Source organism: Heliomicrobium gestii, from assembly GCF_009877435.1.
Taxonomy (GTDB): Bacteria; Bacillota; Desulfitobacteriia; order Heliobacteriales; family Heliobacteriaceae; genus Heliomicrobium; species Heliomicrobium gestii.
In genome coordinates this window covers 76430-90469 of record NZ_WXEX01000007.1, presented here as the reverse complement: position 1 = coordinate 90469, position 14040 = coordinate 76430, and the positions used below count along the sequence as shown (strand labels likewise).

12 protein-coding genes are annotated in these 14040 nt (G+C 57.5%); 10 read left to right on the top strand and 2 right to left on the bottom strand.

What is annotated here, in order from left to right; translation table 11 throughout:
* Positions 1-251 precede the first annotated feature (251 nt).
* Positions 252-2300 carry a methyl-accepting chemotaxis protein gene (locus GTO89_RS09720; RefSeq protein WP_161261884.1) on the top strand — a complete coding sequence of 683 codons (2049 nt, stop codon included), beginning with the start codon at positions 252-254 and terminating at the stop codon, positions 2298-2300.
* 63 nt (positions 2301-2363) lie between these two features.
* Here the strand turns inward: GTO89_RS09720 and GTO89_RS09715 are convergent, their stop codons facing one another.
* On the bottom strand, positions 2364-3566 hold the full coding sequence (locus tag GTO89_RS09715; RefSeq protein WP_161261883.1) for an aminotransferase-like domain-containing protein: 1203 nt from the start codon (positions 3564-3566) through the stop codon (positions 2364-2366).
* A 133-nt stretch (positions 3567-3699) separates the two neighbouring features.
* Positions 3700-4419 (bottom strand): TrmB family transcriptional regulator, encoded by a 720-nt coding sequence (locus tag GTO89_RS09710; protein ID WP_161261882.1) that lies wholly within the window; start codon positions 4417-4419, stop codon positions 3700-3702.
* A gap of 198 nt (positions 4420-4617) precedes the next feature.
* Between GTO89_RS09710 and GTO89_RS09705 the strand changes: the two genes are divergently transcribed.
* From GTO89_RS09705 to pyrF, 9 genes are all read left to right on the top strand, one after another.
* Entirely contained in the window at positions 4618-5550 is a 933-nt protein-coding gene (locus GTO89_RS09705; protein WP_328793894.1) for an ABC transporter ATP-binding protein, read from the top strand.
* Positions 5540-6295 carry an ABC transporter permease gene (locus GTO89_RS09700; RefSeq protein ID WP_161261880.1) on the top strand — a complete coding sequence of 252 codons (756 nt, stop codon included), beginning with the start codon at positions 5540-5542 and terminating at the stop codon, positions 6293-6295. Before GTO89_RS09705 ends, GTO89_RS09700 begins: the two co-directional genes overlap by 11 nt.
* A 141-nt stretch (positions 6296-6436) precedes the next feature.
* Complete coding sequence (locus GTO89_RS09695) at positions 6437-6868, top strand: cell wall hydrolase (protein WP_161261879.1); 432 nt, start codon at positions 6437-6439, stop codon at positions 6866-6868.
* Positions 6869-6883: 15 nt separating this feature from the next.
* Entirely contained in the window at positions 6884-7573 is a 690-nt protein-coding gene (gene gerQ, locus GTO89_RS09690; RefSeq protein WP_235920374.1) for a spore coat protein GerQ, read from the top strand.
* 191 nt (positions 7574-7764) lie between these two features.
* Positions 7765-8259 carry a type IV pilus modification PilV family protein gene (locus tag GTO89_RS09685; protein ID WP_161261878.1) on the top strand — a complete coding sequence of 165 codons (495 nt, stop codon included), beginning with the start codon at positions 7765-7767 and terminating at the stop codon, positions 8257-8259.
* Positions 8260-8264: 5 nt separating this feature from the next.
* Positions 8265-9113 (top strand): prepilin-type N-terminal cleavage/methylation domain-containing protein, encoded by an 849-nt coding sequence (locus GTO89_RS09680; protein ID WP_161261877.1) that lies wholly within the window; start codon positions 8265-8267, stop codon positions 9111-9113.
* A 13-nt stretch (positions 9114-9126) separates the two neighbouring features.
* Complete coding sequence (locus GTO89_RS09675; RefSeq protein WP_161261876.1) at positions 9127-9840, top strand: hypothetical protein; 714 nt, start codon at positions 9127-9129, stop codon at positions 9838-9840.
* Between the two features lie 144 nt (positions 9841-9984).
* Positions 9985-13110 (top strand): carboxypeptidase regulatory-like domain-containing protein, encoded by a 3126-nt coding sequence (locus GTO89_RS09670; RefSeq protein ID WP_161261875.1) that lies wholly within the window; start codon positions 9985-9987, stop codon positions 13108-13110.
* Between the two features lie 160 nt (positions 13111-13270).
* Positions 13271-14017, top strand: a complete 747-nt coding sequence (gene pyrF, locus GTO89_RS09665; RefSeq protein ID WP_161261874.1) for an orotidine-5'-phosphate decarboxylase — start codon at positions 13271-13273, stop codon at positions 14015-14017.
* Positions 14018-14040 lie beyond the last annotated feature (23 nt).

Here is a 14040-nt window from a genome sequence, read left to right as displayed (position 1 = left end):
TACTTGAGATGGTGGGGGCAATGAGGAAATATTAAGAGGTTGTTTGAATCACGAAAAAGGATATATAATAAATGCATCATTCGAGAAGTGGTCTTCTTTTCCTTGAATAATGATTGTATATGGATTGTATGCGTATGAGTTAACAACAAATAAAGTGATAAAAAAGATAAACACGAATAGGCGGCCTTTGCTGTTCTGACGCAGTCCTGTCGCCAACAGGATCTTGCCATTAAAATAAAGGAGATGGCGTTATGCGGATCAAAAACAAGCTGATCGTCAGTTTTGTTGTCTTGACCGTGGTCTGCGCTGGCGTGACCGGCATTCTGGCCGGCGTCAAGTCGGACGAGGCGATTACCCGGGCGGCGATGCAAGACAGCGAACACATTACGGAATCGATCGTGAGTATGGTGGGCATCCGCCAGGCCGCCATGTCGGAACAACTGCGGAGCAACATCCAAGAGGCCAAGAATGAATTGGCCTATTTGGGCGAACCGCGCGTCGTACCCAGTGAATTGTTGCAAGTGGGCAACTACACCCTGCCCGCTCTGTACGCGGGCAACCGGCGGCTGACCTTGGATACGGAATTTGTGGATAAACTGCAGCAACTGGCCGGCGGAACAGCCACGGTCTTTTTATTCCACGAGAATGAACTTGTGCGGGTTAGCACGAATGTGCTCAATAAGGAAGGAAAACGCTCTGTCGGCACATCGATCAAGAGCGACTCTCCTGTATATCAGGCAATCATGCGCAAGCAGCCCTTTCAGGGACGCGCCTTTGTTGTCACAGGTTGGTACATCGCCGGGTATACCCCCTTGCTTGATGGGCAAGGGAATGTGATCGGCGCCCTTTATGTAGGCGTCAAGGAACAGGATCCGATCCTCGAAAAAGCGGTGGCGGACATCAAAATCGGCCAATCCGGCTATGCCTTTGTCATGGATACAGCGGGCGACTTTATCATTCATCCGACCTTGAAGGGGAAAAACGGCAGCGATTTGCCTTTCATCCAGCAAATGATCAAAGAGAAAAACGGTGAGATGGAATACACCTATGAGGGGAAAAAGAAGCTGTCCATTTTCCGCTACTTCGAACCGTGGGACTGGTATATCGTCGCCAGTGTCAATCTGGACGACTTGCGGGCCGAAGCGTCACGCCTGCTTATGACGTTGAGCTTGGCCGGGTTGCTCATCGCCGGCACCGCCGTGGCAGTTTCACTGGCGCTGGCCAACTCTCTTGTTAAGCCCCTCTATCGGTTGAAGGCCTCTATGGAGACGGCAAGCCGCGGCGATCTGACGATCCGGTCAGATATCGATAGCGGTGACGAGATCGGCGACCTCTCGCGGAGCTTCAACACCATGATCACGGCCAATCATGATGTGATTATGGAGTTGCGCAATGCAGTGGATCAGATGTCACAGTCCACTGACCAGGTCGCTCAGGCGGCGGAAAGCGCCAATCAGGGAATGGCTGAGGTCTCTACCGGTGTGGAAGCGGTGTCTCGTGACGCTGTTCATAACGCCGACGCGCTGAGAGAGGCGGGTAAGGGCGCCGACGAGGTGGCCAGAACATCCCAGCATGTAGCCGAATCGGCGGCATCAGCTTCGCAGGACAGCGCCGTTGTCAGTCAAGAGGCCGCAGAGGTGCTGACAACGATGGAGCAGGTCGCTGGCACAGTGGAAAACCTGGACGTGAGCCGGCGGGAGATCGCCAGTGTCGTCGGTCAACTGGTGGAAGCGACGGCAGGCATTTCCGGTTTCGTCAACATCATCACCGGCATCGCCGAACAGACAAACCTGCTGGCCCTGAACGCCGCCATCGAGTCGGCTCGGGCTGGTGAACAGGGCCGCGGTTTCGCCGTTGTGGCCGAAGAGGTGCGCAAACTGGCGGAGCAGTCGGGGAAATCGGCCCAGGAGATCGTCAATGCGATCGCCGGCATGGAGGCGAAGACCCGCGATGCGGTGGTGATGAGCGACAAGACCGGTGAACAGATCATCACAGCCGCTGGGCAGGTTCAGGCCATGACGGCGAAGGTTCAATCGATTGTCGCCGCTGTCGGCCGAGTGAACAGCCAGATGCAGGAAATCGCCGCCGCCGCTCAGGAACAGTCGGCCTTGAGCGAAGAGATGACGGCGACGATCGGCGACCTGTCTGCTTCGACACAAACCTCGGCGACCTTGGCCCAGCAGATGGCGACAGGCGTGCAGTTCCAGGCCAGCACCTTGCAGGAAATCGGCGCGACCATGGAGGAACTGGATAGGATGGCCGCTGACTTGTTGGAAAAGATCAAGCGGTTCAGCGTATAATAACGGATGCAAAAAACAGTGCACCCCAAACCGTTGCGGTTGGGGTGCATTTGGTTTGGTTTTCTACGAAGCGAGTTTACCCAGAGCCGCCTTGCGGAGCAAACGGCAAAGCCGCTCCATGCCCGCTTCAATCGAGGCCTCAGGCACATTGGAGAAATTTAGCCGCAGGCAGTTGAGTTCAGGGTTGCTGGCGTAGAAGGGAGCGCCTGGGACATAGGCCACTTTTGCCTCGGCAACAGCGAGGGGCAACAGCGTTGCCGTGTCGATACCGGCAGGCAGGCGGACCCAGATGAACATGCCGCCTTGCGGTTTTGTCCATTGGGCTACACCGTCAAGATGACGGTGCAACGACGCCAGCATCGATGAGGCCCGGCTGCCGTAGGTCTTGCGCAGCGATGCCAGGTGTGCGGGAAAGTCAAAGCCGGTCATCATCTCGGCGAGAAGCGCTTGAACGAAGGTGCCCGTATGCAGATCGGTCGTTTGCTTTAGTAAGACCAAACGGGAGATAAAGGAAGCGGGTCCGAGCACCCAGCCCACGCGGAAACCGGGGACCACAATTTTGGAAAAAGAGCCCAGATGGACGATGGCGAGATCGGGATCGGCCGCGCAACCGCCGGCAAGCGACCAAAGGGAGGGTTGCGACTCCCCGGCGAAGCGGATCTGTCCGTACGGGTCGTCTTCCACGATGACGACGCCGTAGCGGCGGGCCAGTTCGATCACCTGACGGCGTCGCGCCAGGCTCATGGTGATGCCCGTGGGATTCTGAAAGTTGGGGATGGTGTAGAACAGTTTGGCCCGGCCCCGTTGAAAGGCGGCCTCCAAGGCGGTCAGATCGGGCCCGTCATCGTCAAGAGTCACCTCGGTCAACTGGGCCTGGTATCCTTGAAAGATCTGCAGGGCGCCCAGGTAGCCGGGACGTTCGACGATCACCTCATCGCCCGGATCGAGGAGGCTGCGGGCGATCAGATCTAGCCCTTGCTGGGAACCGGAAACAGGCAGGATGCAGTCGGGCGTTACGCCGTAGTGCTCGGCGATATAGGTCTTTAAGGCTGGCCATCCCTCTGTCGGGCTGTATTGCAAGACCCTGTGGGAATCCCGGTCAAGGATCTTTTGTGTGGCTTCCTTGACTGCGTCAACGGGAAAGAGCGCGGGCTCGGGCAGACCGCCGGCAAAAGAAAGGATGTCCGGGGCCTGGGTCACCTTCAGGATTTCACGGATTGCCGATGCTTTTACCGATTGCATCCGCTCGGCGTAGGAGAAGGGCATTGTGGGCACTCCTTTCTGATTGGGGAGACAGGGCGCTTCGATAGCGATTCCCTATCGGCGCTACCGGAGGGGCTGTTGTTAGGGGCAAGCGCAGGGGCTATTGCAGAATCTACAGCAGGTTCTACTGTGGGATCTACTGGAGCCGGCGCAAGGGATGGGCAAAGAGGTCGATGGGGTCTGGGGGTGGCGCCGGATGTTTTGAAGGCAGCGTTGGCTTCAGGGCAGCGGCGGTAGGAAAGGCTTGACGGGCCAAGGCCTGCAAAGCGCTATGGCTACCGCACATCCCGCTCGGGGAATCTGACCAGGAGGCGGTGATGACGGGGCCCTCTTCCGCCCAGAGGAGCACCTGTTCCCCCGGGGAGTGATGGATTTCAAAAGGGTAACCCAAACGACGGCGATGAGCGAGTGTCCCGTCGAGGGGCTGGAGAAATGAGGCGGGCCCTTGTATCCAAACCCGTTTTTCTGCGGTAAGCAGGAGCGTCTCCGCTTCTTTGAGGATCTCTTCCCCAGAGGTCAACAAGGCGGGGCTCGGCGGGGGAGTGGTGATTTCCCAGCGTTCAAGGGCCATCTGCGCCCGCGCCAGGTCGGCCAGAAAGGATTGCCGGAGATGATCTAATACCGTCTCTGGCGGCTGGGGCCGGTAGCGCGCTGGTTCTCCAGGTAGTAAGAGGACAGCCTGCTTTTCCAGCAGACGAGGCATCGTCTCGTAAATTTTCGGGTGGGGCACACCGGACAATCGGCTGATCTCATAACCGGTCGCCGGATGCTTTTTCAGCAGGGCCAGATAAGCGAGCCCTTCGTAGCGGGAGAAGCCCAGGGCTTGCAACAGCGAAACCAGCTTTTCATCGATCATGGGAATACCTCCGTCAGAATACCTCCATTACCTAGTAACTACGAACGTAGTAACGCCAATGGGCGTATTTTACTCCTCTCGTAAAAATCTGTAAAGAGGAAAATGCCGAATTTGATGTTTGGCCTTTTCGTGTCTATACTGGAGAGTGTTATCCCACGAGTGCGATCACATAGGAAGAAACGAGAAGAAGGGGCGCCTGTGAAAGGGATCATTGAAGCGAAGAACCTGGTCAAGCGCTACGGCGATTTTACCGCCGTCAACGGCATCTCTTTTTGCATCCAGGAAGGCGAGTGTTTTGGCTTCCTTGGTCCCAATGGCGCCGGCAAGAGCACCACGATGCGCATGCTGTATGGCCTGTCCCGCGTTGATGCGGGGGAACTGATCGTGATGGGGCAAAGGGTGACGCTCACGCCGCCCGCGTTGAAGGCCCACCTCGGCATCGTCCCCCAGGAGGACAACCTGGATCCCGACCTGACGGTTCGGGAAAATCTGCTTGTCCACGCTTCTTTCTATGGGATATCCGCTAGCCAGGCGGCGGAGCGGACGAGGGATTTGTTGAATTTCATGGCGCTTGACGAGAAGGCCGACGCCCCTGTGGAGAGCCTTTCGGGCGGGCTCAAACGCCGCCTTGTCATCGCCCGCGCCCTTGTCAATGACCCGAAGATTGTCGTCCTCGACGAGCCCACGACAGGACTCGATCCGGCGGCGCGCCACCTGGTCTGGCAGAAACTGCGCCAACTTAAGGAGCGCGGCATCACACTGCTCCTGACGACCCATTACATGGAGGAAGCCAGTCAACTCTGTGACCGGTTGGTGATCATCAATCAGGGGCGCATCTTGGCGGAAGGGGCGCCGGCTTGGCTTGTGCAGACCTACATCCCCCCGGAGGTCATCCAGGTCAACATCCCCGCCGACGCCTTGCCGGAGGGCTTGGCCGCAGCGGCGGAGCGACTGGGCGCTCAACCGGTCATCCACAGCGAGATGACTTTTTTGTTCACAGCCGAGGGCGACCGGCTGTGGGAGCAACTCCCGGCGCTGGGACTCAATCCGCGCCGCTGCATCCATCGCCCCAGCAACTTGGAAGACGTCTACCTCACCCTGACGGGAGGGAGCCTGGGTCATGACGATTAACGCATGGCGGGTCTTTCGCCGCCACCTCCACCTGTTGAAGAAGACCTGGATGACCAACCTGATGTTCAATTTTATCGAACCCTTTTTGTACCTGGTGGCCATGGGATTTGGCCTCGGCAACCTGGTGCAGGAGGTCGAAGGGGTGAGCTACCTGCAATTCATCGGGCTCGGCATGATCGCCTCTTCGGCCATGTGGGCCGCCACCTTTGAAGCCACCTACGGCAGCTTCGTGCGGCTCCATTATCAAAAAACCTACCATGCCATGCTGGCAGCGCCGGCCACAGTGGCCGATGTGGTCTTCGGCGATCTGCTGTTCGCTTCGCTGAAAAGCCTGATCTTCGGCGCCGTCATCCTGATCGTCGTCACCGGACTTGGCCTCGTCCACTCGGCCTGGGCGCTGTGCATCCTGCCCTTTTTGCCGGTTCATGGCTTCTTCTTTGCCACGGTTGCCCTCACCTTTACGGGATGGAGCAAGCATATCGATTATTTCAATTACTATATCACCCTCTTCTCAACGCCCCTTTTCCTGTTTTCGGGGATCTTCTTCCCGGTTGGTACGCTGCCCGGCTGGGCGCAGACGCTTGCCTGGTTGAACCCCCTTTACCACAGTGTCGAGGTGGTCCGCCAACTGGGGTTAGGTCGACCGGAACCGGTGTTGCTGCTGCACCTGTTGGTGCTGGTGCTGCTCTCTGCGGCCCTGGCTTGGGCGCCGGTGCGGTTGATGGAGAAGCGGCTGATTCAGTAAGTTGATCTGTACGGACAAAGAGATTTTTAAAGCAAAGGCGCTTCCGGTGATGATCTGGGAGCGCCTTTTTCCTTGCCGTTCACCTTTTATCTCCCTTTCGAATATGATGGGAGCGCAATGGAGGATCAAAGAGGTGAGAAAATGGCTGTCATCAAGGCGCCTGCGGACCAGGTGAAAATGCTGGCCCGACTGATGCGCGCCGAGGCGGAAGGGGAAGGCGTACAGGGGATGCTCATGGTTGGCAATGTCGGTGTCAACCGCGTGCGAGCCAACTGCCTCGACTTTCGTGGCATTCGCTCGATCCAGCGCATGATCTACCAGTCGCCCGGCGGATTTGAGGCGGTGCAGCGGCCCTATTTCTACCAGAGAGCGCGAGAAAAGGAGCTCCGACTGGCGCGGCGTGTCGTCAACGGGGAGCGGGTGCGTCCGGCCAGCAACGCCCTGTGGTTTTTCCGGCCGGGAACCGTCGGCTGCCCAGGTGTCTGGTACAGGCAACCGAACACAGGCAAACACAAAAAACACTGCTTTTTCGCGCCGCTGCGGACAAATTGCCCTGACGTGTACCGAGGATAGAAAGGGAGTGCGTTCATGGACCGCGAACTGCGTGAAGAGAGACCGATTGTGGGGAGACCGGAGTATGTGAGCCAACCGGGTCCTTGTGACCAAGACGACTGCCGCCGGGAACCCTGCCCGCGTCCTGCCGAACCGATGTACCCCTTGCCGGAGATGCCGTCGCCAGGGCCCATGACCGGACCGATTGCAGGCGGGCCGATGCCCGGGATGATGCCGGGCATGATGCCGGGTTGCGGTTGCATGCCCGATATGATGCACGAAATGCCGGGTATGATGCCGGGTATGATGCCGGGGATGATGCCAGGGATGTCGCCGGGGATGGTCAGCCCCATTGGCGCCTACCCGATGCCGACGGTTCCCTATCCCCCCAGTGGCGGGATGCTCCCTGGCGGCGCTGTGATGCCCGAGGGGCCTGAGGTGCCGGGCATGCTGCCTCTGGAACAGTCATACATTGAAAATATCCTCCGCCTCAACAGGGGCAAGGTGGCCACCATTTACATGACCTTCGAAAATAATGTGCAATGGAACGCCAAGTGTTTCCGCGGTTGCATTGAGGCGGCCGGACGGGACCATATCATCCTCAGCGACCCCAAAACGGGGAAACGCTACCTCCTGCTGATGGTGAACGTCGATTACGTCACCTTTGATGAGCCCATCAACTATGACTACCCCGGTTACCTAGCGCCGCCTGTCCGCCAGCGTTGATCATTGAGGATGGCCTGCAGCCGAATGGCATGCAGGCCGTTTTTCTGCCTCGGATCCTCTTTGCTCAATGATACGATTGTGACAACAGGCTAATGTGGTGACAGGAGATAACGACCCTAGACCGTTACGCTAGGAAATGATACTATGAAAAAAATAGTGAAATTTGACGAATGAAAACGGACGAGGGTCTTATGCAAAAACGGGAACAGGGTTTCACCATCTTGGAGTCAGTGATCGCCCTTACAATTTTGTCCATCGTCGTGCTTGCCGCCACGAACACCTATGTTTTCGCCGCCTTTCGAGGGAAAGATGCGCAGAACAAGACGACGGCGCTGGCCTATGCGGCGGAACAATTGGAACGGTATAAAGAACAATTTTCTCGCGATTATCTCTTCGATGCCGACGGGCTTCTCTATCATAAAGGGACAAACGGTCAATGGACGAGATACACCGTCGCAGCGATCCCCGCTAGCGCTCCCCGTAACAATATGGTTTTTCTTTCGGCACTGACAGTGACATCCAGGAAAATCGATGAGAACTCTCCCACGGTAGGCAGCAGTGGGGTGGGGGCGTCTTTACAGGACAATCAACTGTTTCAATTGACCGTTGATGTCTCCTGGCCGGCATCGGCTGCCCCGGCGGAGCGTCAATCGGTGCGGTTGACGACCTTTGTCAAAACGAGGTAATGGATATGGGACGCCGAATGGTCCGCGACGAAAGCGGCATGACACTTGTGGAGATGCTCACCGTGATTGCCATCTTATCCATTTCCTTTTCCGCCATCTACGGGATGATGCAGATGAACACGCGCGTGCTGGAACGGGAAAGCAAGAGCGTGGAAGCGCGGTCGGGCGCTTTCGACCAACTGAACGAACTCTTGCGGGACGCTCAAAAAGCGCGCCGAGCCGATATCCGCAACCTCACCGCGCCAAACCGCGTTCAGTTGACGCTCCACAACGAACTGTTCCGGCCCAACGGAATCAAGACCTACCTATTGACCGATGCCGATGGCGACGGGAGGGATTATGCCCTCTCTGTTGACGGGAGAGAGGTTTTGGGGCTGCGAGTGAACGCCGTAGATGGACGCCCTTTTTTTTCCATGAATGGTGACAATACGCTCACTGTCGTCATGAGCTACCGCGAGGCATCGGCCAACGGCGCGGAAACGGTTCTGGAGACATCCATCGCCAGCAGGGTCTATGGCCCCCTGGCTCGCATGGAGGGCTTGACCTTATCGGGACTGCAGAAAAATATACAGTTTACGCCGTCGATATTTTTCTACTCGGCCACCGGACGGGCGGGCGCGACGCTCTCTGTAAATGGGGAATTTGACGACAAGACCTATAAAACCACGGCTGTGGTAACGACGCCGACGGTAAAGGGACCAGAAGTGGAACTGGCCGATGGCGTGGCAAAGAGTGTCGCCACATTGGCAGCCGGGGAGAACAAACTGGTCATCACCATGTCGCCGGATTTACCGGCCGAAGAGATGAAAGACGAAGATAAAGTCAACTATGAGATCGTCATCTACGGAGAATGAAAGGGGGCGGTGGTTGACGTTGTGGAAAGGGGACAACCCAGAGCGCGGTTCCATCATCCTTGTTTTGCCGATCGTGATCATCGTGATGACGACGGCCGCTGTCTTGATCCAGGGCACCCTCTCGGAATTCTTCGCGGACAGGAACCGGCAGAACGATATTGTGGCCCGCTATGCGGCGGAAGCCGGGGCGGAACAATATTTATATGAAGTGGTTAGCGAATTAAACCGGCAGAATAAGAGCACCCTGCGCAGTCACACCACGATCACCCCCCCGCAGATGACCGGGAGCACCAGGTGGACAAAGGAGGATGCTTCCGGACACGAAAAAGATATCTCAAGCTATACATACCTGGACGTTTCACGCATTGACGACAACACGGACTTCCCATGGACCACGACGAGTTCGGGCAATCGGCTCCCGGATGGCGGATATTTTCTCTTAAAATCGCCGATCGAGATCACCAACAACTCGAGCGAGGAAGAAAGCGCCTCGGTGTCAAAGGACCCTCAAAAAGATCCCGAGATGTATTTGCCCACCATTGCGAACATGAGTAGTGAACCGATAGATTCTTTTCAGTTGAAATATACCATTACCGCCGTTACGGCTGCCGGCGTCTCCCGCGACCTAGAGGTTACTTCTGTTTTTAACGTCAAATTGAAACAACTGCGGTACATGAACAACGGACTGGACTGGACAATGGAATGGGGCTTTGAAATGTTGAAATAAAAACAAAGCGACGATTGCCGGGTGGACTGGTTGGCCTTTATAGGGATTTTAATGAAAAGATACAAGAGATAAGAAACGAGAAACGAAAAAAGAGTAGAAGGAGGTGAGGTCTTCGTTTCCGCAGTAAGGGATCGAAGACGAGCGATGAGGTATTGGAAGAAGCTGCTCAGCCTGATCACCTTGTGCGCCTTCTCGATGGCCACCGTGACGGCGATGTCGCCCGCGTGGGCGGCAAGCGGTGTCCGCTATTATGGGCCGTCGGAAGACGCGAACAACGGCAACTGGCGGGACAAGTATGTCGTAAAGGAAAAGACGCCCGAAGCCGATTATATGTTCCGTGTGGGCGATATTGATAACTTCGCCACCGGTTGGGATCAAGGCTTTGATCCGTTTAGCGGCGAAAAGACGGCGAACGCCCATACCTTTCCGCCGCGCAGCCAACCTGCCGATGAACCGACAGGCTTCGATGTGGTCATGATCGGTTCCAAGGCGAAGACAAAACCGGTGCTTCGCCCCAATTTGGATGCGGAAGAGCACAAAGGGTATGACGGCTACAGCGGAATGACGGCGACAATTAAAAAGGCGGGCAACAACTACACGGTTGTCAGCCAAGGAACCCCCACGGCGATGACGGCTGTGCCGATCACCATCGATTTTTCCCAATACAAAGACGTGATTTACAAACAGGGGATCGACAGGGCGCTGTTGCAACTGTATCTCGATGATTTTCAAGCGACCCGTTTCGGCACCAAGTACAAAGTCTGGATCAACAACCAGCGGGCCTACTTTATGGAGCCGGCGATCAACTCCCTCGCCCAGAGCGGTCCCCGGGGGCAGTTGGTCACCATTCCTATTCCGGAGGAATTCCAACCGTTGTTGCTCAGCGGCAGGCTGACGCTCAAGTTTGATGATGATGAGACAGGCTACCCTGACGGGTTTGCCATCGATTTTGCCAAACTCCTGATCGGCGTGAAAAAGACCGCCAGCACCGGCGCGATCCGCGGGAAGGTGAAGGACAAGGAAAACGGCGGCAACCTGGAAGGGGCCACCGTGGAGATACCGGGGCTGATGTCGACGACGAGCGATCGCAACGGCGACTATCTCCTGAACAATGTGCCGGCGGGCTTGGCCTTTGTCACAGCGTCCAAACCCGGTTATGAGAGTTTGACCCAAAACATCGATGTTCGCGCTGGGAAGACGGTGGAGTTGCATTTTCCGCTTCATTATGGCGGCGATGTGACGGCGCCCAGCGGAACGATTGCCATCAACGGAGGGGCCGAGTCGACCGGTTCCCCTGCCGTCTCGCTGACTTTGTCGGCCACCGATCCCGGTCCGCGCGGCACGGGCGTGCAGCAGATGCGGTTCTCCGATGACGGCGTCAACTGGACCCAGTGGGAGGCCTACGCTACGACGCGCCCCTATACCTTGCCAGGAAGCGGCGGTCTCAAGTGGGTCTATGTGCAGTTCAAAGACGGCGCCAACAACGTGAGCGACACCGCTGCCGCTTCCATCACCTTTGTGCCCCAGGTCAGTTCCGTCGCCTTTGAACAAGGCAGTTACAGCGTGGCGGCCGGGTTGAAAGCCAACGTCAAAGTGATCGCCTATTTCACCGACAACAGCAGCCTCGATGTGTCCAGCGACCGCAATACGTCCTATCAGAGCAGTGACAACGCGATCGCCACCGTGGCGGGCGGGTCGGTGGCCGGCGTCCAGATGGGCACGGTCACCGTGACAGCGACCTATGGCGGCAAGAGCGCGACGACCAGCGTAACCGTCGGCGTTCCGGTGCTCACTGGTATTACTTGGGGTTCCAACAACTACACCGTGGCCAAGGGCGCCACCCAGAATGTGACGGTGAGTGCGCAGTACAGCGACGGCTCCAGCCGGGATGTCACCCAAGATCCGGCGATCAGCTATAAAAGCAACGACCCAAGCATCGCTGCAATCAGCGGAGCGGTCATCACCGCCAAGGGGGTCGGCGCGACCAACGTGACGGCCAACTACGGCGGGAAAAGCACCATCTGCACCGTTTCCGTCACCGCTGCGGCGGTTAAGGCGCTAACTTGGGACCAACCGAGCTACGCCGTCGCGAAAGGGGATCAACAACCCTTCACGATCCGCGCCCTCTATACCGATGGCGCCTCCCTCGATGTAACGACAGACCCCAACATCACCATCACCGCGGCCGCTCCCGAAATCGCCACCGCCTCCGGCGGCATGATCAGCGGGCACAGCCAAGGCCAGACGGTGCTGACGGCCACCTTCGGCGGCGTCAGCCAGGCGGCGACGGTCCGTGTGGGCGCGCCGGTGATCAAGGACATCAGTTGGGAGGGAGCCCCTTACACGGTCTTTGTCTCGAAGCAGCAACCCTTCCGCATCATCGCCACCTACTCGGACGGCAGTACGGCTGACGTCACCAGCGAGGCCGCCTATGAATCCGCGAACGATGCTGTGGCGTCGGTGAACCCAGGCGTGATCACCGGGAAACGGGCCGGACAAACGGAGATCCGGGCCACTGTCAGCGGCTTGCCCAAAAAAGCAGCGACCGTTAGCGTCGTGGAAGCGACGTTGCGGCAGATCTATTGGGATAAAAAAGAGTATGAACTGTACAAGAACGACACCCGGCTCTTTCAGTTGAAAGCGGAATTGACGGACGATACGGTTATCGACATCACAAGCGACGCGGCGGTGACATACCGGTCAGACAACGAAGAAGTCGCCGTTATCAACAAAGGAGAAGGTAAGATTGCCGGCGTCGGCGGCGGCGTCACGTCCATCGTGGCAACCTACGGTGAGAAGTCCGCCAGCGCCAATGTAACGGTCCAATTAAAGCAGAACGCCGACCTCAGCAAGCTGATTCCGGGTTGGAATCGTGACGGTTCCACCGTCTATTGCGGCGAACTGAAACCGGCCCTTAAGCCGGTCGCAGACAGTCAAGGAGACAACTACATGATCGATGTGACTGACTGGTCGCCTTTGTTGAATTCCTCGACCAAAAACTACAACCTTCCTATCATCCTGCAGGCGTCTGACCCGGATGCGACGATCACCGTCAACGGTCTGCCGGTGCCGAAGGATGGACGGGGAGAAAATCCCTTTGCCCTCACCGCATTGACGGGAGGCGTCAACTGGCTGAAGATCGTCGTCACTGCGCAGGATGGAACGACGACAAGGACCTATACGGTCGGTGTCTTGCTTCCCCCCGCGCTGGCCAATCCCGGCAATATCGAATCACGATCTTCCATCGATATCAACCAGTGGAACAACTGATAGAACAATGGATGACGACAGGCCCCCGATGATGCGGGGGTCTTTTTTTGCGGCAAAAGATGCAAAAAAGGAAAAAACCTTGCCAAAGGCGAAAAAAGGGGGAACAATAGGATGCTAGGAAAAAAGAATCGCTGAGGCAAGGGGAAAAGGGGAGCGGAATGTGAAAGCAAAAGATCGGCTGATCGTAGCATTAGATGTGGATAGCCGTGACGAGGCCATGGCCATCGTTCGTGATGTGGGCGCCCACTGCGGCCTCTTCAAAGTCGGCATGCAGTTGCACAACAGCGCCGGGTTTTCTGTCACCGAAGAGATCATGGCCCTGGGCTACCCCGTTTTTTTGGATCTGAAGTTTCACGACATCCCGAACACCGTCGGCAAGGCGGCGTCGGTGGTCAGCCGGCGCGGCGTGAAGATGTTTACGGTCCATGCCGCCGGCGGACAGGAAATGCTGCGGCGAGCTGTCCAGGGAGCGCAAGAAGCGCAAAAAGCCCAAGGGTCTGGGACAGCGGGAGTCCCGCTGGTATTGGCCATCACTGTCTTGACGTCCCTGTCCCAAGGTGTTCTCAACGATGAGGTGGGCTATGGGGGAACGGTGGAAGAGAACGTGGTGCGCTTTGCCCGCCTCGCCCAAGCGGCAGGGGTGCCCGGTGTCGTCGCTTCACCCCGGGAAATCGAGCCGATTCGAGCGGCTTGCGGCGACGATTTTGTCATCGTCACGCCGGGCGTGCGTCCAACCTGGGCCGCCACCAACGATCAGGCGCGGGTGATGACGCCGGCCGAGGCGATGGAAGCCGGAGCCTCCTATCTTGTCGTGGGGCGACCGATCACGGCTGCGCCGGACCGGGCTGAAGCGGCCCGCCGCGTCGCAGAGGAAATGGCCGAGGGTTTGGCCCGCCGGGTAAAATGAAAGGTACCGTAAGACAGTGGGCG

Bases quoted from the DNA above. Each gene is read 5' to 3' on its own strand.
- GTO89_RS09720 (WP_161261884.1), top strand. From the start codon at position 252: ATGCGGATCAAAAACAAGCTGATCGTCAGTTTTGTTGTCTTGACCGTG.
- GTO89_RS09715 (WP_161261883.1), bottom strand. From the start codon at position 3,566: ATGCCCTTCTCCTACGCCGAGCGGATGCAATCGGTAAAAGCATCGGCA.
- GTO89_RS09710 (WP_161261882.1), bottom strand. From the start codon at position 4,419: ATGATCGATGAAAAGCTGGTTTCGCTGTTGCAAGCCCTGGGCTTCTCC.
- GTO89_RS09700 (WP_161261880.1), top strand. From the start codon at position 5,540: ATGACGATTAACGCATGGCGGGTCTTTCGCCGCCACCTCCACCTGTTG.
- GTO89_RS09695 (WP_161261879.1), top strand. From the start codon at position 6,437: ATGGCTGTCATCAAGGCGCCTGCGGACCAGGTGAAAATGCTGGCCCGA.
- gerQ (WP_235920374.1), top strand. From the start codon at position 6,884: ATGGACCGCGAACTGCGTGAAGAGAGACCGATTGTGGGGAGACCGGAG.
- GTO89_RS09685 (WP_161261878.1), top strand. From the start codon at position 7,765: ATGCAAAAACGGGAACAGGGTTTCACCATCTTGGAGTCAGTGATCGCC.
- GTO89_RS09680 (WP_161261877.1), top strand. From the start codon at position 8,265: ATGGGACGCCGAATGGTCCGCGACGAAAGCGGCATGACACTTGTGGAG.
- GTO89_RS09670 (WP_161261875.1), top strand. From the start codon at position 9,985: ATGAGGTATTGGAAGAAGCTGCTCAGCCTGATCACCTTGTGCGCCTTC.